This window comes from Anaerobiospirillum succiniciproducens DSM 6400 (assembly GCF_000482845.1).
Classification (GTDB): Bacteria; Pseudomonadota; Gammaproteobacteria; order Enterobacterales; family Succinivibrionaceae; genus Anaerobiospirillum; species Anaerobiospirillum succiniciproducens.
In genome coordinates this window covers 1-23852 of sequence record NZ_AXWV01000023.1, presented here as the reverse complement: position 1 = coordinate 23852, position 23852 = coordinate 1, and the positions used below count along the sequence as shown (strand labels likewise).

The following is a 23852-nucleotide window of genomic DNA, read 5'->3' as shown; positions in this document are numbered from 1 at the left end:
TTTTTTAGCAGATTCATAATAGAATATGGGGCTTGGTTTAGTTGACCTAGTTAGTGCTTGAGCGTGTAATGCTTAAGTCCTCTAATAGAACAAGGGCTAAAGCTAAGTGGCTCATTAAATACAGAATCGGAGCTTGAAAAACTAAGATTCTTACTCGAGCTAACTTATTGGCTTGGTGGCAGATAGAGTGACGCAGTGATTTGTACTTTGCTACATTTGCCCCGGGTTTTTCTTGGTATGATTGTGTATTTATGCTCATACCAAGGTCATAGGCAACATATAAAGGCCATAGTAGCTTGGTTGCCCATAAGTAGGTTTTAGTAGATCAGCCTATTTATGTGTTCTAATTATTTTTGTCTTTAATCTTTGAAAGGGAATCGAAATGGACTTTATTTCAAGTGCATACGCTGCAGAAGGTGCCGCTCCACCACCAGGTGGCGATATGAGCATGCTCATCATTCTGGTTGTCTGTATGCTCGCTGTTTACTTCTTCGTTATGCGTCCAAACAACAAGAAGCGTAAGGAAATGCAGAACCTGCTCAACGGCCTGTCTGTTGGCGATGAGGTTTTAACCAACGGCGGTATCGCTGGCAAGGTTGTTAAGCTCCCAGACAACAAAGAGTACGTCATGGTTAACGTTGGCGGTGAAGTTGTCATGCAGATGAAGCGTAACTACATTGTTGCTGTGCTGCCAAAGGGCACTATCGAGTCAATGTAAGATTCTTTATAAGTTACTACCATGCACTTAGTTAAGCTAATCAGATCAACTGTATACATGCCTCGTGCGTTGTGTAAGACGCTCGTGCGATTGTGTACAACTGCACCTGATGGCCATGGGTGTAGGGAGAAGTAACTTAAATGCTATGAGCAAGCAGACCTTGTAAGACAGGATGAGCGCTTAAGCCACAGGTTAAAGCAGCTAATTCAGGTATTACAAGGTTTGTTGTTTTTAGTGGTATTTGGATGTTGCACATTACCTGCCTTGTCTAATATGCACAATTAACAGAGTGTTAAGTCTTTCAAGGTTGTAAAGTGTCAGATCCAAAGCCTACTATGTAGGCTCACAAAAAATAAGCATCCGATGTCTATTATCGGGAGCTAATGATTTAAATCCTCGTGTAGGTGTTCATGGGCCTTATCGGGGTGGTTGCAGGATGCTTGAGTTGCTTAAAGCAGCTTAAAGCTATATTACTGCAGCGAAGCAGCTAGAAAAGGGTTAAGTGCATAAGATACATTCTTATTAGGAAAAGAATGATGTTTGAGACTTTAATTACTACTAGTTGTCTTGAAAAAAGGTATGGCATTTAGCTTCAGATGAGTACATCTTTAGCTCCCGAGGCTATTCATGTACTGTCTTTAGTAAAGCCAGTCCTTACCATGTCACGAAGCTAGCTTTTGAGATAAAACGTGATAAATAAATTTCCTTGGTGGAAGAACTTCTTAATCTTTGCGGCTATCGCAATAGGTTTCTTCTACGCTCTTCCAAATATTTACGGTGAGGATCCTGCACTGCAGGTTTCTGGCACTAACGGTAATCCGGTTTCTCAAGAGGTCGCTGCAGAGGTTGAAAATCTGCTTAACAGCAAGAACATCAAGGGTGTTTATGAGCTGGATGAGCAGGGTCAGCTGTTAATTCGCTTTAGCAATACTGACGAGCAGATCATGGCAAAAGATCTGGTTCAGTCTTACTTAGGCGATCGCTATATCAGCGCTTTAAACCTCGCTCCGGCTACTCCGGCCTTTATGCGTGCCTTAGGTATGAATCCACTTAAGCTCGGTCTTGATCTGCGTGGCGGTGTTCACTTCTTAATGGAAGTGGATATGGACGAAGCCATGAAGAAGATGAGAACTCAGCTTGTTTCTGATCTGCGCAATGAGCTGCGTCAGAACAATCTGCGTTTAACCGGTGCTCGCGCTGAAGGCAATGATGTAGTTATCTCATTCCGTGATGCTGCTACTCGTGACAGCGCTGCTGAGCTGTTAAAGAAGAATCACCGCGACTTCGTTTTCCAAAACTTTGAGCGCAATGGTTCCTTCTACATTAAGGCAGCCATGACTGAGGCCCGTCTGTCACAGATCCGTACTAACGCCGTTGATCAGAACATTAACATTCTGCGTAACCGTGTTAACGAGCTGGGTGTGGCAGAGCCTTTAATTCAGCGTCAAGGCGCTGAGCGTGTGGTAGTTGAGCTTCCTGGTGTTCAGGATACTGCTCGTGCTAAGGAAATCTTAGGTGCCACTGCTACCTTAGAGTTCCGCTTAGTTAACTCCAACGCTGATCTGAATGCTGCATCTCAAGGCCGCATTCCTCCAGGCACTGAGTTGCATGAAGATAAGAATGGCTACCCTGTGGTATTAGAAAAGCGTGTGATCTTAACTGGTGACCACATCGTTGATGCATCTTCATCTACCGATGAGAATGGTCGTCCACAAGTTAACATCTCCCTTGATGCACGTGGCGGTTCCATTATGTCCGAGTTCACCAAGGACAATGTGGGCAAGGCCATGGCTACTAACTTTATTGAGTTCAAGGTAGTTGAAAACACCGACCCTAATGCTCCAAAGCCAGGTCAGCCAGGTTACAAGCCAAAGTTCAAGAAGGTTGAGCAGATCATTAACGTTGCTACTATTCAGTCACGTTTAGGCTCTAACTTCCGTATTACTGGCATCGACTCAGCTCGTGAGGCTCATAACCTCGCTTTATTACTGCGTGCTGGTGCTCTGATCGCTCCTATTCAGATTGTCGAAGAGCGTACCATTGGTCCTTCTTTAGGTCAGGAAAACATCGATAACTCCTTAAGAGCAATGCTTTACGGCTTTGCTGCTTTAGGTATCTTCATGATTCTGTACTATAAGGCCTTCGGTTTTGTTGCCAACTTAGCCTTATTCTTCAACTTAGTATTAGTTGTGGGCATCATGTCCATGGTTCCAGGTGCCACCATGACACTCCCAGGTATGGCTGGTATCGTGTTAACTATTGGTATGGCGGTGGACGCGAATGTGCTTATTTATGAGCGCATACGTGAAGAAATACGCCTAGGACGCTCGGTACAAGTTGCTATCAACGAGGGCTATGCCCGTGCTTTTGGTACCATTGCTGACTCTAACATCACTTCTTTCATTACCGCTCTGATTCTGTTCATGGTTGGTACTGGTGCTGTTAAGGGATTTGCCTTAGTACTTATGATTGGTCTGGCCTCCTCTATGTTTACCTCAGTTACCGCATGTCGTGCTGTGGTTAACATCATTTGGGGTGGCAAGATGAATCTCAAGAAGCTCAGTATTTAAGAGGACAGGAAGACAATGTTTCAGTTTATTAAGGACACAACTGTCATCCCGTTCATGAAGATCAAAGGCATAGTTGAAATTCTGTGCCTTGCTTTAGTTATTGGCTCTATTGCTTCCATGGCAGTTAAGGGCATTAACTGGGGATTAGATTTTACTGGCGGTATCGTAGTTGAGACTCATTACACCAATCCAATGGACTTAGAGCAAGTTCGTAAGGCTTACTCAGCTGAGGGTATTGAGGGTGTAGTTCAACACTTTGGTTCTACTCGTGACGTTATGATTCGTGTAGCTCCAAAGGAGGATATCAATCAGCAGTTAGTTACCAACAAGATTCAGGCTGCTTCTTTAAAGATTGACCCTGAGGCTACTACCACTCGTTCTGAGTACGTAGGTCCTTCTGTTGGTGCTGAGCTCGTTGAAAGTGGCTTAATTGCTATTGTGGTATCTTTAATCGCTATTCTTGCTTATATTGCATTCCGCTTTGAGTGGAGAATGGCTACTGGTGCTGTGATTTCACTTGCTTACGACGTTATCGTCGTTATTGGTTGCTTCTCATTTTTACAGATCGAGTACGACCTTACCGTGTTAGCTGCAGTTTTAACTGTGGTTGGTTACTCTCTGAACGATAAGATCGTGGTGTTTGATCGTATTCGTGAAAATGCCAGCAAGTTATCTCATGACTTAGATATGGATAGGCTGTTTGACGTTTCTTTAACTCAGACCTTAGCTCGTACCATCATCACCTCAGGTACTACCTTAATCACTGTTTTCGCCCTGTTAATCTTTGGCGGTGACATGATCTTCGGTTTTGCCTTAGCTTTAGCTATCGGTATTATTTTCGGTACTATCTCTTCTATCTACGTTGCATCTACTTGGGCTCTTTTATTAAAGATTGAGCGTAAGCACCTCATTCCTAAGAAGATCGACAAGAAAGAGATCGAAATGGAAACCATGGACTAAAAGGCGATCATTACTAAAGATCGAACATGATCTGAAGATCGATCATGAACTTTGGGGCCTAGCTTGACTGTAGCTACGCCCTTTAGATTAAAGATCGCCAAAGCTAAATTTAGTCTTAAAAAAATACAAACCCCGTACAAGTTATTAGCCTGTACGGGGTTTTTTCTTATGAAGTGTTGTAAATGACTAAGATCGTGTCTTAGTTTGTAGAGCCTACTGAGCTTTCTTGAAGACGCGAGCCTTCTCACGCTGCCATTCACGCTCTTTAATAGAGTCTCGCTTATCGTGCTCTTGCTTACCACGAGCAAGTCCTAACTCAAGCTTAGCCCATGAACCTTTCCAGTATAGACGCAGCGGCATGAGGGTATAACCCTGGCGCTGTGACTGTCCCATGAGCTTATTAATCTCACGGCGGTTCATGAGTAGAGTACGGGTACGAGTTGGGTCGCACACTACGAATGCACAAGAGGTCTTTAGTGGATTAATGGTAGCGCCAATGAGCAATACCTGTCCTTCTTTGACCATGACATAGGCCTCGGAGATATTGGCCTTGCCTGCACGTAAGGATTTAACTTCCCAACCTTGTAATGACAGTCCTGCCTCGTAGCGCTCTTCGATGAAGTAGTCGTGTTTTGCACGGCGGTTTACAGCAATTTCAGTGCTGTTGTTGCCGTTTTTCTTTTTACCAGCCATAAGTAAATCTCGGAGCTAAGCACCATATACAAATAGTTATCCAAGCTCAGAGCCAACAATGAGTGGATCAAGAGCATCTATGTGGTGCTATCAATGAGGAGGGATTAGCTAAAGGATGCAAAGTAAGTGCTTATCTAAAGAACACTAGTCAAGTGCTAATCTATAGAGTGCTAAGCGAGTGCTTATCTATGCGCCCTAGAGCCAAATGCCCGACGTGTAATCTTATCATTCAGTAGCTACAAAAACAACGCAAAGCAAGATGTATCCTAACTTTGTAAGCCATGTACGCACTGCGCATGGATTTAGGTTGCTTTACAAGATCATAAAGGCCCATTCATAAATGGGCTGTAGGTTGCTTTGCAAGATCATAAAGGCCCATTCATACAAGGGGTGTAGGTCGCTTTACAAGATCATAAAGGCCCATTCAGAAGAGGTATGTATGCTACTTTTCAAGATCATAAAGGCCCATTCAGAAGAGGTATGTATGCTACTTTTCAAGATCATAAAGGCGCTTTCGGTGCCACTATATGAGCCAAGTTACAAAAGATCGTACAGTGCGGTGGATTTGACATGATGCGACGAAAGGTTTTACAGATTGGCCTAAATAGGCCATTGTGATCATAATGAGAGGCGTTTTACTGACATTTTGTGGGCATAGTGTTTGCACCGTAGAGTGCTAATTTTTGGATGACAACACTTTACTGCACTACTGAGGATCGTTGTGTTCCTTTGTTTAGGTAATTAGCACCGCTATTGTGATTGATTTGTGCGTTCCACATTTATTTATCAAATTACGAAAGTGTCATTTATACAAATAGTGCTAAGATAAGCAGATTAATGTTGTATCAAGAATATAAGACGTTGCAGTTTCTAGGCCTCAGGAGAGAATGGGCTGAAAGTTCAACGCAAAGAGTTTTACAACATCCATATTGTTGCTCATCACTAGTGTCTACCTAATCTTAACTTAAGCGTTTGCTTTTTAAAGAAGATACTGCTTGATGCTATGCAATCATTGACATACATAGGAGTGCGCATCTACGTTTGCGCAAGCTTTGTGTCCTGCATACTAATCAGCGCTAGGTATAAGCATTTGCATTTAAGTGATGTTGGCTAGAAAAAGATTTAGATCAGCCCTTTCGGTGCTGAAACGACAGCAGGATTACTTATGTCTGAGATCAATACATCTTCAACAAATAACAAGGTTGAAGGCGCTTTAAACGATACAGATGCAAAAGTAGCAAATCCAATTAAAGATACCTCTGCGTTATCTGATAAGGAATTTGCTAAGACGACACAGGTAAACCTTTCTCGTCCTCACCTGCCGTTCTTCTCTTCTCTGTTCAAGATGCGTTTTTCCGACATGTCTATTATTCATAGACTTTATATGTGCGTCGGTTTAACCTTCTTCCTCTTCTTTGTTGCTACTACCGTTGTGATTGTTATGGCTCAATCACAGGTTACTGATACCGATGCACGCAGTGGTGTGCGTGCCGTATTACGTACTTCTGATGCTATTAGCAGCGACATCATTCATATTGAGCAGAATGTACGTCAAGTTGTTTCTGGTTCAGGTAATGTTGGCAATTTATCAACCAAGATCAATGACACTGCCTCTATCTTGAAGAACAATTTACAAAAGCTTCAATCTCAGGTTGATCGTCTCAACAATGAAGAGTTAAGCCGTAAATTTTCTAATGATTACATGTCCAATTTAGATGGCCATATCAACGGTCTGTTAAACAGTACTGCTGCAATCATGAGCACGTACAAGAATCAGCCAGAAGAGGCACAAAAGCTCGCTTACGAACAGCTCACCAACCATTCCATGCCAGTTTTATATGAACTGCGTATGCTCATTACTGATTTAAATAGCGTCAGTATGTCACGACAGGCTGAGGCTGATCGCATCATGGTGTGGATCCAATACGCCTTAGTTTTAGGTGTAGCTATCTCTTTAGTGGTTGTGATCTTAACCAATATCACTATTCGCCACTCATTACGTCGTGACACTGGTCTTTTATTAAAGCGCCTGATGTCTATGGCTCGTGGCAACCTGAGTGATAGAGTAGATCTGCAGGCTCGTGATGAGATCGGTTCTATTGCTCGCTTAGTTGACTTAGTGCTCGACAATACCAACGGTACCTTAAGATTAGTTAAGAGCGACGTTAACAAGCTCTATCAGATGGTTAACACCAATCAACGTTCGATTGATGCAACTAATGAGGCTATCTCTGTACAGCGAAATACTGCACAGAATGTAGCTACTGCTACTTCTGAGATGGAGCAGTCAGTTGATAATGTTACCGAGTTTGCAAAAGCAACCTTAGAAGAAGTTAAGAGTGCTGAGGCAGCATCCGATACTTGCCGTCGCACCATGCAAGATAACATTACCACCACACATACTCTCTCAGATCGCTTAAGAGCCTCCTCTGAAGCGATTAATAAGATTCACATGATGAGTACTCAGATTGAGTCCATCGTTAAAACCATTGCTGAAATTGCAGATCAGACTAACTTGCTATCTTTAAACGCAACTATCGAGTCTGCACGTGCTGGTGAGTCTGGTAAGGGCTTTGCGATCGTGGCTGACGAAATTCGTGAGCTAGCTATTCGTACTGCTAAGAGCACCAAGGAAGTTTCTGATACTATCAGCCACCTTGAGGCTGCAGTAACTAACTCAGTTGAGGTGATGGCTACGTGTGAAAGCGAGATGGAAAACTCTCTGCAGCAAAGCTCACTTGCTAACTCCTCAATTGAGGAGATTATGGGTATTATTGCCACCATTTCAGATATGTCTGAGCAGATTGTGGCCTCATGTCAGACGCAAAGTAGCTCTGCTGCTGACATTAACTTATCCATTGCCCATATTTCCAAGCTTGCTGAGGATAGCTATGAGCAGATGTCTGAGCTTCAGACCAACATGCATCAGCTTAATGACTTAGCTACCAATCAGGCTAATGTAATTGGTAAGTTCACCTTAGAGAGCAATGGCAGATAAACTACCAAAACCACTGCTTACCTAAGCTTAAATCAATTCAGGCATAGGCCTATACACAGGGGGCATAGCTGCACACAAGAGGGGCTATGCCCTCTTTGTTTATGCGCTCTAGGTTCGATACCGGCTCCAAGCGTTCGTGCGCTATAGCCACTAGCCAATCTCGAGCGAATATGCGCTCTAGGTACACGCCAATCCCATGCGGCCGTGCGCTAAAGGTACAAGCCTAGCTCACGCAACTTCATGCACCTGATAAAATGCCAAGATTATCAACTATGCCTTGATAAGCCCCATAAGATCACAGCTTATTTGCGAGGATCAGATGCGAAATGAAAAGAGAAAACGGTATAAGGAAATGCGGCACCTAAGATCATAGCTGTAGTGATCTTTAGGGTGCTAAAAGTAGCGATTTTACTTGATTTTCGTCAAAAGCATGATAGACTGTGCCCTCGTAGTTTACCCTTCCTGAGTTTGTGATCGGAAAGGGCGCATCTTTTCACAAAGGAGCATTTCCATGTCTTTATCTGTTGAGCAGAAGGCCAAGATCGTTACTGAGTTCGCACGCGGCGAGAACGATACTGGCTCCCCAGAGGTTCAGATCGCTTTATTAACCTACCGTATTGCTGATTTACAGCCTCACTTCCAGGCACACAAGAAGGATCACCACTCACGTCGTGGTCTTCTCCGCATGGTAGCTCAGCGTCGTCGTCTCTTAGACTACTTAAAGAGCAACGACCACCAGCGTTACTTAGATATCGTTGAGAAGTTAAAGCTGCGTCGCTAGGCTTAGGCCTGCGCTTCAGCGCAACGAGCCGCATTGCGCGGCTTCTGAAAGCTTTAGTGCTTTCAAAAAAGGGGCGACCACTAGGTCGCCTTTTTTTATTGCCTAAAATCCGCCTCAAGTATCTAAGATGCCATCAAAGTATCAAGGCAAAGATGCTGATTGTAGATAGTGTGGAGCAATTAACAGTTGGTTTTAGGCAAAAATAAAGGGCCTACAACTTAAGTTGTAGACCCTCGGACAAGATATGCGAGTATTGATTACTTCACGAGGTTGGAGGCAAGATCCTCTAAAGTCTTACCCTTGGTCTCTGGCATGATGAAGAGAGCCCAAAGTAGCTGCAGTAACATCATGAGGGCAAAAAAAGCGAACATATAGCCAACGTCAAAGTTAGCAATAAAGATTGGGAAGACTAAGGTCAGTACGGCAGCAAAAATCCAGTGGGTAAATGATCCTACTGCCTGACCAGCTGCACGGAAGTGTGCCGGGAAGATCTCAGAGACGAATACCCAAATAATGGTGCCTGAGCCTAAAGCATGAGCTGCAATGAAGAGGATCATACAAATTAACAGCATGCTAGATGTAAAGCCAAGACGATCTGATGCCTGGGACTTGAGTTGTACAGCGGCGCTAGCTAATTCTTGAGCATTAGAGGTAGGCTCAATATTAATGCCTAAGCCATTTTCTTTAAGCTGATCATTTACTGCCAAGAACTTTTCTTTAGCAATAGCAAACTCTTGCATCTTGTTCTGGCGATCTTCTTCAGTCATATAGATGTTTTCATTGGTAGTCTGCTCTAAAGCTGCTGATCCATTGAGCATATCAATAGAGGTGCTTACCACTTTAAGATCGTTAAAGTGCAAGAAGGCGTAGGTACAAACGCTTAGCGATACTAAGTAGCCAATACAGCCTAAGATAAGCAGGCTACGACGGCCGATAACATCAATAAGCTTGAGACCAATGAAGGTGAAAATTAAGTTAGTTACACCTAATGTGATAGAGGCACTTAAAGGATCTTCAATACCTGCTAAAGATAAAAGGCGTGGTGCAAAGTAAAGAATGATATTAATGCCAGAAAGCTGGTTGAAAGCGGCAATCAAGAAAGCAAAGATGATTGGATACATAAGCTTCTTGGTAAAGATGTCGCTAACTTTAGCTTGTTGAGAGTCTTTAAAGGCAGCATCCTTTACTTCGGCAATTAATTCGTCGATTTGTGCATCTGAATAGTCTTCATTAATGCGCTTAAATACAGCACGGCCAGCAGCCTCATCATTCTTATTGGTGATTAAATAACGAGGGCTCTCAGGCAGAGGCAAGCACATAATCATATAAAGCAGTGCAGGTACAGCCTCAATACCTAACATGTAGCGCCAAGCAACAGTATCGTCGAAGATAAGGCCAATAATGTAGTTAGACAAGAAGGCCATTAAGATACCGAATACGATGTTGAACTGGAAAAGAGCAGTGAGACGACCACGGTGCTTAGCAGGGGAGATCTCTGAAATAAACAGAGGAGCAGCCACAGTAGAAATACCGATGCCAACGCCACCGATGAATCTAAAGAAGGTAAATGACCACAGATCCCAGGCTACAGCTGAGCCAACCGCAGATACAAAGAAAAGCACACCGTTAAAGATTAAAGTCTTCTTACGGCCATACTTATTAGTTGGCAGACTGCCGCACAGAGCGCCAAGCACAGTTCCCCATAAGGCAGAGCTAATGGCAAAGCCGTGCATGGCTCCTGATAAGGACCATAAATTTTGAATCTTGGCTTCTGCACCAGAGATAACAACGGTATCAAAACCGAACAGAAATCCTGCTAGGGCTGATGAAAGCGCCCATAGAAACATTTTGCTAGACATAGACATTCCTAATTGCAGATAACTGCACAACAACAAAGTTTCAATTAACAAGTCGTGATAGGTGAATCGCAAAGCCTATATATGCGATTTATCTAAGTTGTTCGCATTATATGAAATGAATCTGCAAATACATGAAAAGATTGTAATGCGCTGCAAAAATATGATCTATATTTCATTTTTATGTGAGGTTACCATCAAATTTGCGTACATTAAATGTAAATATTTGCAGTGTTGCATCATTTGAAACAAAGCAAATAAGCCAAATATAATTTGATATCAATTTTATTATGCAAAATTTGCAGTATTTGCATATTGTTACATGAGGTGCAATCAAATTAGCAAATACCGTAGATACAAGAAACTATGTGTGGAAGAGCCATAGACTCTCCTTTTGCATATATTCAATCTGCATTGCTCTATTTGGCTTTTTTATTGTGAGATATGGTCATATGGCGAGGAGCTGTTTAAATAAGATAAGACGTGGTACTTGTTGTCTACTTGCTGTTGCAAATAGTTGCTTGAGATATCTGTATGGGACAGATGAACGTCTTTAGAGGATGTCTAAAGGGTCAATTGAGGCCGGGATTGTGTTGTGATAGACGAGAGAGATGGTCTATTTGGCTTTTTTGCAAGCGCTGTAGTGTAAAAATTTTGGCTTAAACGACACTATCAGCAAAAGTTAAGTGCCTTTAGTGCTTGTTTTTCTTATAATATCTGATTAGCTGTTTTTCAGCTTTCAAATTTGTTTTGCTCATCGGAGTACAAGCTCGTAGAGATTGCCCTGAGCACGGTCTTGTTCAGCCGTACTCAATTTAGGGTCGGGAACTGTTAGCAAATGGCTGATTTTGTTGCACTTTCAGCTATTTGCTAACAGTTTCTTCGTGCTGTCGATGTGTCAACACCAAAAGAACTCTATTCGAACTGTAAATCGTCTGGATGTTTAAGTTTTACCTTTATTAAGCCTATACGGCATAGCTTACATCGCGCTTAACCATTTGAAGCGTCATGTGAGAATGTAGCTTAGAGCATTAACTCGATGCTAGAAAAAGAGCAAGAGCTTTATGCTAAGGACATTCTCAAGCATAGGGTTAAGAGCATGAGGACTTAACAGTAGCTTAGTGCTACTGCTAATAGGCGCAGCCTGCTAGTTATTCTCTTTTAGCTATGCGTGTTTAAGACTGTAAGTTGTTGTGCATTAGTCTGTTGCTTAGAACAGCAGGGTATGGCCTCAAGGTAATGAAAACTTCCAGACCGGAGAATTATTTAATGAATTTACAGCCAATCACCCGCAGTTTTAAGTATGGTCGTCATACCGTTACTTTAGAAACAGGTGCAATCGGTCGTCAGGCTGACTCTGCCGTTATGGCATCCATGGACGACACCACCGTTCTTGCTACCGTAGTTTGTAAGCGCAAGGACGCAGTTGAAGGTCGTGACTTCTTCCCTCTTACCGTTAACTATCAAGAGCGTGCTTATGCTGCTGGTAAGATCCCAGTAAGCTTCTTCCGTCGTGAAGGCCGTGCCTCTGAGGGTGAGACCTTAATTGCTCGTCTTATCGATCGTCCACTCCGTCCTTTATTCCCAGATGGTTTTGTTAACGAAGTTCAGGTTGTTGTGACTGTAATGTCTGCAAACCCTGAGGTTCCTACCGACATCATCTCCATCATCGCCGCATCTGCAGCTTTAGCTACCTCTGGTCTGCCATGGAATGGCCCATTAGGTGCTGCACGTGTTGGCTTCATCGATGGCCGCTATGTATTAAACCCAATCACTTCTGAGATGGCCGTATCTGACCTCGACCTCGTTGTTGCAGGTTCTGAGAAGGCTGTAGTGATGGTTGAGTCTGAGGCTAAGATCCTCTCTGAGGACATCATGCTTGGTGCTGTGATGTATGGTCATGAGCAGCAGCAGGTTGTTATCAAGGAGATTGAGGCATTCAAAGAGCAGGTTAACCGCCCAGTATGGGATTGGCAAAAGCCTGCTGAAGACGAAGAGCTCATTAAGACTGTTCAAGACTTATCTCGCGATGCTATTGGCGAGGCTTTCTACATCGTTGACAAGCTCGAGCGTCAGGAGCGTTTAGCCGCTATTTCTGAGGAAGTTACCGAGAAGGTTACCTCCATGAAGGAAGAGTGGGCAGAGATGCAGCAGAAGATCGCCACCATCCTCTTTGAGCTCGAGCGTACCACCGTACGTGAGCGTATCTTGGCTGGTGAGAAGCGTATCGATGGCCGTACTTTACGTATGATCCGTCCTATTACCGTTGCTACTGGCATTCTGCCTCGTGTTCACGGTTCTGCTTTATTCACCCGTGGTGAGACTCAGGCTATTGCAGCATGTACCTTAGGCTCCGAGCGTGAGGCTCAGACCTTTGAGGATATGACTGGTACCCGTACCGATCGCTTCATTCTGCACTACAACTTCCCTCCATACTGCGTAGGTGAGACTGGTTTAATCGGCTCTCCAAAGCGTCGTGAAATTGGTCACGGCCGTTTAGCTAAGCGTGCTTTACGTGCTGTGCTGCCTGATGCTGATAAGTTCCCATACACCATCCGTTTAGTCTCTGAGATCACTGAGTCTAACGGTTCTTCATCCATGGCTTCTGTTTGCGGCGGCTCTTTAGCTTTATTTGCAGCAGGTGTTCCATGTAAGTCTGCTGTTGCCGGTATTGCAATGGGTCTGGTTAAGGAAGACGATCGTGTTGCTGTATTAACCGACATCATGGGCGATGAGGATCACTTAGGTGATATGGACTTCAAGGTAGCTGGTACCACCGAGGGTGTTACCGCACTGCAGATGGACATTAAGACCGACGGTATTACTCGTGAGATCATGCAGCAGGCCTTAACTGATGCACACGCTGCACGTATCCACCTCTTAAAGATTATGTCATCAGCTATGCCTGAGCCAGAGACTGAGCTTTCTCCATTTGCTCCACGCATGGTAATGATCAACATTCCAAAGGATAAGGTTAAGGACGTTATCGGTAAGGGCGGTTCAAATATCCGTTCTATCCAGGCTGATACCAATACCTCTATCGACTTAGGCGACGACGGTACTGTACGCATTGCTGCAACTTCCGAGGCTAATGCTAAGGCTGCCATTGCACGTATTAAGGAACTCACCGCTGAGGTTGAGGTTGGTGCTGATTACGTTGGCCCTGTTGTACGTATTACTGAGTTCGGTGCATTTGTTAACATCCTCCCTGGCCGTGACGGCTTAGTACACGTATCTCAGATTGCTGATGAGCGTGTTGAGAATGTTGCTGATTACTTACGTGTTGGTGACCAAGTTCGTGTACGCGTACTCGAGGTTGAAGAGTCAACTGGCCGTATCCGTCTGTCCATCAAGGCTTGCCAGCAAGATGGCCTGAACAATAAGGCTCAAGAAGAAGCTACCGAAGAGACTGTAGAAACTCAAGAGTAGTTCACTTCATAAGAACAATATGAGCATAGCTGCCTAGGTAGGCGCTACCTTGAGGCTATGCTTACCTCTACATGAGGATAAGGGCATCTTCTAGCAATAGAAGGTGCCTTTTTAATTTTTAGAGCGCAATTTCAACGGTGGATGCATTAGATCGCGATTTGCACACTTTGACGTTAAATACTTCAGTTTAGAGCATAGTTTTTTCAAAAATTGCGTGTGCTTAGGCTTTATTTGAGATTTGCTCTGAAGAGTAGGGAGATTATGGCTATGGGGGCATTCAAAGTGCAGAGTAAAAATAGTGCACTGTGGATGAAAGTAGGGCGATGAGGTGAAAATTGAGTGAAAATTGGGTGATTTTGGTAAAATTTTGATTGGAATTGGCGGTTTTTAAGGGCTTTTTACGTATTTTTGTTATAACTAGGCAGCCTAGGTTTGCATTATCTTGGGTCAAAACATGGTTCAAATTGCATTGATTTCATAAAAATACTGAAAAAAAGGCAAAAATAGTGCAAACTAGGAAGACTTAGTATAGGTTGCGCACTCAAATGAGACTCGTGATGAGTTTTGAAGCTGCGCTATGAGCTAAGTTTGCGCATTGCTACAAGCCTTTTAAGATGCCATGCTCAATGTCGCTTGTAAGCTGTGATAGTTATTAGGCACGGCTAAGATGTAGAGACATGGAAATTTAGCTTTAGCAGCACTCTTAGCTAGTACTAGCCTGTTTAAACGGCTAGTCAAGGTTCCTTACTAAGCAGGCGTTCTTTGTTTAAAAATCTCTATACCCATGCATTGCATATATAGATGAGCTTTAGACAAAGACTCAGTAAGTCAACTAAGGATCCCTTTTATGGCAACCCGTGAACACTTCTCATCACGCTTAGGCTTTCTTTTAATTGCTGCTGGATGTGCTATTGGACTTGGCAATGTATGGCGATTTCCATACATTACAGGACAGTACGGCGGTGCCATCTTCGTCTTTATTTACATCTTCTTCTTAGTTGTACTTGGTCTGCCTCTGCTCATGATGGAGCTTGCAGTAGGCCGTGCATCACGTCGTTCTCTTGCTCGCTCTTTTGAAGAGTTATCACCTAATAGCAAGTGGCACTACAACAAGTTCTGGATGATCGCTGGTAACTATGTGCTGTTATCTTTCTACAGTGTGGTTACAGGCTGGATGCTCTATTACTGCGTTAAAGGCTTTACTGGCGAGTTCGGTGTGAACTCCGATGCTGCAACTGCAGGTCAGTCCTTTGGCCACATGCTCGCATCCCCATCTGACATGCTCATGAATATGCTTGCTGTAGTAGCAATTGCATTTACCGTTTGCTCTATGGGTTTAAGAAAGGGCGTTGAGCGTATTACCAAGCCGCTGATGATCTTATTATTTGCGCTGCTCTTCTTCCTTGCTATACGCTCATTTACCTTAGATGGTTTTGCTGCAGGTATTGAGTACTACTTAAAGCCAGATCTTTCTAAGATCACTGATGGCGGTGCTGCTCGTGTCTTTGAGGTACTCTCAGCTGCTATGGCTCAGGCATTCTTTACCTTATCAATTGGTATTGGTGCTATTCAGATTTTTGGTACTTACATGGATTCTCAGCGTACTTTAGCCTCTGAGGGTCTGTCTATCTTATGCTTAGACACTACTGTAGCTCTGATCTCCGGCTTAGTAATTTTCCCAGCTTGCTTTACCTATGGTGTAGAACCAGGTCAGGGCCCAGGTCTGATTTTCGTTACCTTAGTATCTGTATTCTCACACATGGCTAACGGCGCATTATGGGGTGGTTTATTTTTCCTCTTTATGCTCTTTGCCGCTCTGTCTACTTTAATCGCCGTATTTGAGAACATTATTGCTATCTCTATGGAGCTGTTCTCAACTTCACGTCGTCGTGCAGTTATGGGTAACTTCGCAGCCATTTTAATCATTGGTCTGCCATGTCTGTTTGGCTTCAACCTCTTATCTTGGATTCAACCATTAGGCGAAGGGTCTACTATTTTGGATCTTGAAGACTTCATTGTTACTTACAATATTCTGCCTTTCGGCGCACTGATTTATGCTGCGTTTGTAACTTGGCGCACTGGTTGGGGTTTCGATAACTTCCTGAAGGAGTGTAATACCGGTAAGGGTATTAAGATGCCTTCATGGGGTCTGAAGTACTATCGCTTCGTAGTTCCAGCAGTAATCGTTTTCCTTATCCTTAATTCTTATTACAGCATTTTTATTGCGTAACACAGTGCGTAAGGTCTAAAAGACTGAGGCGCACAAAGATGTGCGCCCGTCATGAGACCTCATCACGATAAGCTTTGCCTCGTGCACTAGTTTAGGAAACTAAACTAACTATCGAGATGTCGCGACTGATACCTCCATCAATATGATGGACTGGGCGCACCTGATATAAATTGCAAACTCAGGCGCGCCCTTTTTTTTAAAAACAGTTGGGTGTAGCTATCTAATCAGCTAAGCGCTAGTAGCCCATGTCTAAGCTTGCTTTGCATGGCCTCATTAGCCTTTTAATGATCAAGATATGTCCTTTGAGTTTGCACCTTTTGGAAAAGTCAAAATGGCCAGAGAACAGTTCTCATCACGTTTAGGTTTCTTATTGATCGCCGCAGGCTGTGCTATTGGACTTGGCAACGTATGGCGTTTCCCATACATCACAGGCCAATACGGCGGCGCGATCTTCGTGTTGATTTACTTAGCCTTTCTGTTCTTAGTCGGCGTGCCTCTGCTTACTATGGAGTTAGCAGTTGGTAGAGCGTCGCGACGCAGTTTAGGCAAGTCCTTTGAGGAACTTACTCCTGGTAGCAAGTGGTATTTAAATAAATTCTGGATGATTCCAGGCAACTATATCTTGATGTCTTTCTACTCAATGGTAACTGGCTGGATGCTCTACTACATGCTCAAAGTAGGCTCAGGCAGCATTGATGTAGGTATCACTCAGGCAGATGCTGGTGCGGTATTTGGTGGCTTACTTGCATCACCTGACATCATGATGATCTGTACTATTACAGTGGTTGTCAGCTCATTTGCCGTGTGTGCTTTTGGTTTGAAGCGTGGTGTTGAACGTATTACCAAGCCAATGATGTTGTTGCTCTTTGCACTGCTCATCTTCCTTGCAGCTCGTTCATTTACCCTGCCAGGCTTTGCTGATGGTGTTTCATATTACTTAATGCCTAATTTTGACAATATGCAAAAAGAGGGCATCTTAAACGCTCTTTCAGCTGCTATGGGTCAGGCATTCTTTACCTTAGGCTTAGGTGTTGGCTCCATTCAGATTTTCGGTTCATACATGTCCAGAAAATACTCTTTGGGCTATGAAGCACTCACTATCACCATTTTAGATACCTCTGTTGCTCTGCTTGCTGGCTTAGTTATCTTCCCAGCTTGCTTTAGCTATGCAATTGAGCCAGGCCAGGGCCCTGCCTTAATCTTCGTTACTTTAGTAACCGTGTTCTCTAACATGGAGTACGGTGCGATTTGGGGCGGTATTTTCTTCCTGTTCTTACTCTTTGCTGCTTTATCTACTCTGATTGCAGTATTTGAGAACATCATTGCTATCTCAATTGAGGTATTTGGTATTTCTCGACTCAAGTCAGTGATCTATAACTGCATCACTGTGTTAGTGCTCGGTGTGCCTTGCATGCTTGGCTTTAACTACTGGTCAGATATTCAGCCTTTTGGTGACGGTAGCACCATTATGGATGTATACGATTTCATCCTCTCAAAGAACATTCTGCCTTTTGGTACCACCTGCTACATCTTATTTGTTACTTTAAAGCGTGGCTGGGGCTTTGAGAGCTACTTACGTGAGACCAACGATGGTATCGGTATCAAGATTCCTAGCGTTGCTCTTAACTACTACCGTATTGTTCTGCCAATCATCATCTTAGCTCTGTTTATTCAGGGTTATGTTGAGGTCTTTGGTAAGTAACTTTTGTACACAAACGTAGTTGTGAGACCAAAAACTCATAGCACGTTATTCACTTTTTAAACCTTTCATGTGCCAAGAGCATACGAAAGCTAACAACCTAGTCTAAAGATCACCATTTTATTGGCGCTTCAAAGGCTTCGTTGGCGGCAAAAGTAAGGCTCTTGGCTGTAGATCAACTTAAGGAAGCTTTTCTCTGCGCAAAAATGCAGCTTACTGATCACTAAATGATCGTTGGTTGAAGCTTTTAGCAAGATCACTATTATGTTAGCAATCATGTAAACCTGATTTGATAATCGACAAGGTTAGTTAAGGCTGTCGCTTGAGCACTTACATTAAGTTTGATGTTGTGCTTAAAGATGCCTTAATTGTATGAAATACAAAAGCTAGGTCTTGTTCGAGCAGCGCAGGTATTCTTAGGAGTTTTTATGTCTCAACGCGAACAATTTTCATCGCGCTTAGGCTTCCTGCTCATTGCTGCAGGATGTGCGATTGGTCTTGGTAACGTTTGGCGTTTCCCTTATATCACCGGACAGTACGGTGGTGCCATCTTCGTTATCATGTACCTCATTTTCCTGCTGTTAATCGGCGTTCCACTCTTAACTGTAGAGCTTTCTGTAGGTCGTGCTTCACGCCGCTCTATTGCTCGTGCTTTTGAAGTGTTAGAGCAACCAGGTGCTAAGTGGCATTGGAACAAGTTCTGGATGATTCCAGGTAGCTATATCCTGATGTCTTTCTATGGCGTTATTACAGGTTGGCTCTTGTACTACTGTTTAATCACCGCTACAGGATACTTTGAGGCTGGTACTACTCAGCAACAGGCAGTCGTTGAGTTTGAATCGCTGCTAGCTAATCCATATATCATGTTCGTCTGCATGATCTCAGTAGCTTTCATTGCCTTCTCTATTGTTGCTTTAGGCGTGGTTAAGGGCGTTGAACGTATTACTAAGCCACTGATGCTTGTACTTTTCGGTATGCTCATCTTTATGGCTTTCCGCTCTGCATCGCTGCCAGGTTTCTCTGAGGGTATCTCTTACTACCTCAACCCTGATTGGAGTTCCATTGAGAAGAACGGTCTGATGCAGGCTGTTTGGGCTGCCTTAGGTCAGGTATTCTTTACCCTTTCTGTAGGCCAGGGTTCTATTGAAATCTTCGGCTCTTACATGGATAAGCGCCACTCTCTGACCTCAGAGGCTGTGCTGATTGGCTGTTTAGATACCTCTGTTGCTCTGCTTGCTGGCTTCGTTGTATTCCCAGCTTGCTTTAGCTACGACGTTGAGCCAGGTCAGGGTCCATCCTTACTCTTTATCACCTTAACCACTGTATTTTCTAACATGGAAGGCGGCTGGTTCTGGGGTGGTTTGTTCTTCCTCTTCATGCTCTTTGCGGCACTGTCTACTCTGATTGCTGTGTTCGAAAGTATCATTTCCATGACCATGGACTTATTTGCAATCAGTCGTGTACGTGCGGTGGCGTATAACTTCCTCATCATTACCTTGATGTCAGTACCATGTATCTTGGGCTTTAACATCCTAAGCGACATTCATCCTCTTGGTGGATCCTCTACCATTATGGATCTGCAGGACTTCATCGTATCTAATACTGTTCTGCCTATCGGCTCTATCGTATTTATTCTCTTTATTACTGCTAAGACTGGTATGGGCTTCAAGCGCTATCGTGAAGAGTGTAATACCGGTAATGGCCCTAAGATTCCACAGTGGTGCTACTGGTACTTCCGTTATGTACTGCCATTAGTTATCGCTGTCATTCTCTTCGTGGGCTACTACAACATCTTCTTACTGTAGTACCTCATAAAAGAGCCATCTGAAGTAGAAACTAATCTCTACTCAAAAAATAGTTAACGTAGCTATTGGTGTCTACCCAAAAAGCCCTGTGCAACTTGTTGTACGGGGCTTTTGCATTCATTGATCAGCAAAAACAGTACATCATTAAGTTGATTACTATGCATGTCCGCAATTTATGGAGTGATGTGCACGAACTCAATGGCAATTAGAGGAGAGATAAGCGCGGCCTCAATGGCAAACCATGTAGCGATGCGCACGGATTGAATGGCAAACCATGTAGCGATGCGCACGGATTGAATGGCAAGTCATGGAGCGATGTGCATGGACTCAAAGCCCAATCATAGAGCTATGAGCATGGACTCAATGGCCAATCATGTGTATTGTGTGCAGCTTTGAGTATTGGCCGTCTTGATACGCACCGTGACGGTGAGATAGAGGGGTCTTACATGCAGCTTAAACGCATTTGTATGCGACTTATAGCCACTTTGAGCCTATTTGTATGACCACAATGATGCGTGTTTGCAATAAGCGTACTAAGTTGATGGTTTTCATATACAATGAGTTTGGTTTTGTTTTACCTTAGTCGGTCAAAATGCCTGTAGGAAGCTTTCTATAGTGCATGATTCCGTGTGTGGGCAGGAAGAAAATGAGAGCACTGAGTTTTAGTCGGGTGTTTCAATCGCTCTTAAGCTGCGGTTGTGTTTTGTGTTTCAGTGCCATTGTCACAAGTTCTCCAGCATTAGCAGCTAATGCCTCTAACAGTCAGGCATCAATTGACAGTGAAAGTCAGCAGGTTGATGCTCAAACTATGGAAGAGGCCATGCGCGAGTCAGCAAAGAAGTACTCTTTAGACTTCTTTGACCCAGTGCAAAAGAGCCATGTGAGCGCTATGCGCGATGCCTATATACAAGCAGAGAACGCATTTAAGCGTGGTGATGAGGCTTTAGGCTTGAAGATTCAAAAGGAAAAGCTCAAAGGCTATCCACTTAATCTGTGGCTGAATTACTACTATCTTGCCTATAACATTCGTGATGAGAAGATCGAGCCAGCCTTAAAGTTCATTCAAAGTAATGAGCATGAGCAGCTTAGCGAACTACTCAAAGACCGTTATGCTCGTTACTTATCTGATAATCGTGACTATAAGAATTTATCACGCCTCATTGGTCCAAAACCTTTTGATGATAAAGCCGTAAGTGACCTTAGCTATGCTCAAAAGTCACAGATGTGCCGTTTTTATGAGGCAAACTGGCCTTTATCTAAGGCTAATGAAGATGCCTTGCACTTTGCTACTCGTATCTACTTAGATTTAAAAAAGCGTCCTACTACTTGTAATGGCTTAATGGCATTGTTTGATGCTAAGGGCTATCTAACAGATAAGCTTATACTCAAGCGTTATGAGGATGCATATATCCTGCGCTACTACCAAGATACGACCGAAACATTAGCTAAGCAGCTTGCTAATAGTAGCTTTGCTGAGCGTGTAAAGGCTCAGATGGAGCTTTATGAGGATCCATCTAAGCTCTTTGAAAAGGTAAAAGGTAATGGCTCAACAGACCATCGTGTAGCTGTGCTAGCCTTTAGCCGCTATGCCAATATGGAGCCAATCTCAGCACGTAATGACTTTGAAAAGTTCATTAAGACTTATGACCCTTCAGATGCTGAGCTTGTCGATATCTATCGTATCTTTGCTTTAAGCTTCTTAGGCCGCCGCTTTAGCCAAGATGATATGAAGTGGGTAGATAAGAACTTACCTGAAGTCGCATGGAATGATGAGCTCAAAGAGATGCGTCTGCGTCGTGCGATTTACTTTGCTCAATGGGACAACGTTTACGTTTTAGTTGATAAGCTTCCAGCTGACGTTAGACAATCTATTAATTGGCGTTACTGGAAAGGCCGTGCTGCCTATGAGTTAGGTAAGGAGGATGAGGCTGATCTCATCTTATCCGAGGTAGCAAAAGATCGTTCATTCTTTGGCTTCTACGCAGCTCAAACCTTGAAAAAGGACTATGCCTATAACTACGTGAAGCTAGATGATAAGTTCTCATTTCCAATGGACATTGCCCACAATAAGTCTGCAGTGCGCTTTTTAGAGCTGATAGCTTTAGATGATGACAATGCAATCTTTGAGTGGCGTGAGATTGCAAAGCGCTCACCAGAGCGTGAGGGTATGATCATGGCGCAATGGGCATTGCAAACTGGCAACATCAAGTACGCTATTGATTACGTAGTCTCCTCTCAGCGCTGGGATGCTTTAGATTATCGCTTCCCACTTGCTTACAAAGAGCTATATAAAAAGGCTGCTAAAGATAGTGGTGTAGACTTGTCTTTCTTATACGGTATTTCACGTCAAGAAAGCATGCTTAATCATGAGATTAAATCATGGGCGGGTGCTGTTGGTTTAATGCAGCTCATGCCAGGCACTGCACGTGATATTGCTAAGAAAGAAAAGTGGCAGTACAAAGGTCCTAAGTCCTTAATCGATCCTGAGACCAATATTAAGTATGGTAGTACCTATCTGCAGTGGATGCTTAATCGCTTTGATAATAACCGCGTTTTAGCTGCTGCAGCCTATAATGCAGGCCCTGGTCGTATTCCGCAGTGGAAGTCAAACGATGGCATTTACCGTGATAGCGCTATGTATATCGAGACCATTCCTTTTGAGGAAACTCGAAAGTATGTACAGAACGTACTGCTCTACGATGCAATCTATAACTTCCTCTTAACAGGTAAAGAAGGTCAGCTCATGCGCCCAAGCGAGCTTACCTACGTCTATTAATAGCGCACCACGCGCTAATCAAGATAATGCTAGAGCTACTTGTACGGAGCTCTAGCAATAGCTCCCGCCACTTGAGCTTTCTTTATCTTTGTCCTCGTGTTCTAGCATTAGTCCTATCAACAAATCACTAAGACAAGCAAAATAATCCTACTCTCCATGGTTGTGTCATTAGATCATGGCTTTTAGCGCTACGCCATGACTTGCATAAGAAGGCTCAAAAGGAAGCTTTTAGGCATTCGACAGAGCCGAACAATATCTCAAAGGCCATATTTGGGCATAGTGATGGTAGCAAAGTATTAGAATTCTACTTGTTGAAAATGGCTTATTTATCGAATAGGTGTGCAATTTTGTGAAAAATCTTTCAAAAACTTTAAAAAACCGCTTTACTTGGATTTAAATATCCTTATAATGGCCCGTGTTGAAACGACATCGGTTCAACAACAATCTACAAAGCCCAGGTGGTGAAATTGGTAGACACGCTATCTTGAGGGGGTAGTGCGCGAGCGTGCGGGTTCGAGTCCCGCCCTGGGCACCAATTCAAAGCAGCAAGATTTTAATCTTGCCTCGCAAAGACGCTTACTGACAAAGCTCACAAGAGCTGCGGAAGTAGGCTTTTTTTGTTTTTGGGCCCTCCAAAAAAATATCCCATCTACCACTGCCCATTTTTCTGCGGCAAAAATAAGCAAACATTTCCCAATTTAAACCTTAATCCAAAGCCAAAAAGCATTCCCCAAGCATTCAAATTGTCATTATCGCATCGCAATAGTCTTAATGGCAGCAGTACGCGAATGCAGGTAGAACTCATCTAAGGATCATTTGCTTTGCTGATGCACTTAGCAGCATGTGCAACCTAGCGTGGATGGCAGCAGGCTTGTCTAGGCTACCCTAGGCCAGGTCAGGTCAAGTCAGGTTAGGTCAGGTCAAGTCAGGCCAGGTCAGGTCAGGTCAGGTCAAGTCAAGTCAGGCCAGGCAAGGCTAGGTACTCCTTTGGTCAATGTTTTTTATAGATCTAGGGAGCTAGGCATACTGGCCTGATGAGGGGCTGCAGCATATGCATGCTGCGCCCCTTTTGGCTTTATAAGCTAATCTAAGTCTGAGCGATACAGGTAACCTCTGTTACTATAGCTATATCTCCGGCACTTCCTCTAAATCTTCTGAAACACTGACAGGCATATCTATAGTCTGTCCAAGTTTTGCAACTGTCATCACTGATCTAGGCAGCTCAATCTTTAACTGTCTCAACAAAAATTCTTGGGCTCCAACAATTGGCTTCCATATCATGCCCGCTTTATACTGCTCTACCGTAATGCCGTTTAACACACGCAACACTTCTTTAG

Annotated in this window: 13 protein-coding genes and 1 tRNA gene; 11 read left to right on the top strand and 3 right to left on the bottom strand. The window is 43.6% G+C overall.

The features are described 5' to 3' along the window. The first annotated feature begins 382 nt into the window (after positions 1 to 382). The 3 genes from yajC (at position 383) to secF (ending at position 4248) form a co-directional block, all read left to right on the top strand. Complete coding sequence (gene yajC / locus H524_RS0103885) at positions 383 to 718, top strand: preprotein translocase subunit YajC (protein WP_027939277.1); 336 nt, start codon at positions 383 to 385, stop codon at positions 716 to 718. Between the two features lie 689 nt (positions 719 to 1407). After that, on the top strand, positions 1408 to 3288 hold the full coding sequence (secD, locus tag H524_RS0103880; RefSeq protein ID WP_027939276.1) for a protein translocase subunit SecD: 1881 nt from the start codon (positions 1408 to 1410) through the stop codon (positions 3286 to 3288). Between the two features lie 15 nt (positions 3289 to 3303). Next, positions 3304 to 4248 carry a protein translocase subunit SecF gene (secF, locus tag H524_RS0103875; RefSeq protein ID WP_027939275.1) on the top strand — a complete coding sequence of 315 codons (945 nt, stop codon included), beginning with the start codon at positions 3304 to 3306 and terminating at the stop codon, positions 4246 to 4248. Positions 4249 to 4461: 213 nt separating this feature from the next. Here the strand turns inward: secF and smpB are convergent, their stop codons facing one another. Further along, a complete protein-coding gene (gene smpB, locus H524_RS0103870; protein WP_027939274.1) occupies positions 4462 to 4941 on the bottom strand; it encodes an SsrA-binding protein SmpB in 480 nt (159 codons plus the stop codon). A gap of 1165 nt (positions 4942 to 6106) precedes the next feature. Here smpB and H524_RS0103860 point away from each other — a divergent pair. After that, a complete protein-coding gene (locus H524_RS0103860; RefSeq protein ID WP_027939272.1) occupies positions 6107 to 7939 on the top strand; it encodes a methyl-accepting chemotaxis protein in 1833 nt (610 codons plus the stop codon). Between the two features lie 511 nt (positions 7940 to 8450). Continuing rightward, the gene (rpsO, locus tag H524_RS0103855) at positions 8451 to 8720 is read left to right on the top strand and encodes a 30S ribosomal protein S15 (protein ID WP_027939271.1); all 270 of its coding nucleotides are present in this window, start codon (positions 8451 to 8453) and stop codon (positions 8718 to 8720) included. A 257-nt stretch (positions 8721 to 8977) separates the two neighbouring features. On the opposite strand, the gene H524_RS0103850 is transcribed toward rpsO, so the two are convergent. Further along, complete coding sequence (locus H524_RS0103850) at positions 8978 to 10579, bottom strand: sugar porter family MFS transporter (protein WP_044121446.1); 1602 nt, start codon at positions 10577 to 10579, stop codon at positions 8978 to 8980. Between the two features lie 1266 nt (positions 10580 to 11845). On the opposite strand from H524_RS0103850, the gene pnp reads away from it, so the two are divergent. From pnp to H524_RS0103820, 6 genes are all read left to right on the top strand, one after another. Then, positions 11846 to 14005 (top strand): polyribonucleotide nucleotidyltransferase, encoded by a 2160-nt coding sequence (pnp, locus tag H524_RS0103845; RefSeq protein ID WP_027939269.1) that lies wholly within the window; start codon positions 11846 to 11848, stop codon positions 14003 to 14005. A gap of 847 nt (positions 14006 to 14852) precedes the next feature. After that, positions 14853 to 16235 (top strand): sodium-dependent transporter, encoded by a 1383-nt coding sequence (locus H524_RS0103840; RefSeq protein ID WP_027939268.1) that lies wholly within the window; start codon positions 14853 to 14855, stop codon positions 16233 to 16235. 331 nt (positions 16236 to 16566) lie between these two features. Next, positions 16567 to 17937, top strand: a complete 1371-nt coding sequence (locus tag H524_RS0103835; protein WP_027939267.1) for a sodium-dependent transporter — start codon at positions 16567 to 16569, stop codon at positions 17935 to 17937. A 425-nt stretch (positions 17938 to 18362) separates the two neighbouring features. Further along, the gene (locus H524_RS0103830; protein ID WP_027939266.1) at positions 18363 to 19739 is read left to right on the top strand and encodes a sodium-dependent transporter; all 1377 of its coding nucleotides are present in this window, start codon (positions 18363 to 18365) and stop codon (positions 19737 to 19739) included. Between the two features lie 703 nt (positions 19740 to 20442). After that, a complete protein-coding gene (locus tag H524_RS16365) occupies positions 20443 to 22515 on the top strand; it encodes a transglycosylase SLT domain-containing protein (RefSeq protein WP_052338896.1) in 2073 nt (690 codons plus the stop codon). Between the two features lie 452 nt (positions 22516 to 22967). Further along, a tRNA-Leu gene (locus tag H524_RS0103820) sits at positions 22968 to 23050 on the top strand. A gap of 590 nt (positions 23051 to 23640) precedes the next feature. On the opposite strand, the gene H524_RS14160 is transcribed toward H524_RS0103820, so the two are convergent. Continuing rightward, positions 23641 to 23852, bottom strand: a 212-nt coding sequence (locus H524_RS14160; RefSeq protein ID WP_044121445.1) for a hypothetical protein, incomplete at its 5' end; no start/stop codon positions are given.

What these genes read in the sequence shown, in the direction of transcription:
- yajC (WP_027939277.1), top strand. Translation starts at nt 383, where the DNA reads ATGGACTTTATTTCAAGTGCATACGCTGCAGAAGGTGCCGCTCCACCA.
- secF (WP_027939275.1), top strand. Translation starts at nt 3,304, where the DNA reads ATGTTTCAGTTTATTAAGGACACAACTGTCATCCCGTTCATGAAGATC.
- smpB (WP_027939274.1), bottom strand. Translation starts at nt 4,941, where the DNA reads ATGGCTGGTAAAAAGAAAAACGGCAACAACAGCACTGAAATTGCTGTA.
- H524_RS0103860 (WP_027939272.1), top strand. Translation starts at nt 6,107, where the DNA reads ATGTCTGAGATCAATACATCTTCAACAAATAACAAGGTTGAAGGCGCT.
- rpsO (WP_027939271.1), top strand. Translation starts at nt 8,451, where the DNA reads ATGTCTTTATCTGTTGAGCAGAAGGCCAAGATCGTTACTGAGTTCGCA.
- H524_RS0103850 (WP_044121446.1), bottom strand. Translation starts at nt 10,579, where the DNA reads ATGTCTAGCAAAATGTTTCTATGGGCGCTTTCATCAGCCCTAGCAGGA.
- pnp (WP_027939269.1), top strand. Translation starts at nt 11,846, where the DNA reads ATGAATTTACAGCCAATCACCCGCAGTTTTAAGTATGGTCGTCATACC.
- H524_RS0103840 (WP_027939268.1), top strand. Translation starts at nt 14,853, where the DNA reads ATGGCAACCCGTGAACACTTCTCATCACGCTTAGGCTTTCTTTTAATT.
- H524_RS0103835 (WP_027939267.1), top strand. Translation starts at nt 16,567, where the DNA reads ATGGCCAGAGAACAGTTCTCATCACGTTTAGGTTTCTTATTGATCGCC.
- H524_RS0103830 (WP_027939266.1), top strand. Translation starts at nt 18,363, where the DNA reads ATGTCTCAACGCGAACAATTTTCATCGCGCTTAGGCTTCCTGCTCATT.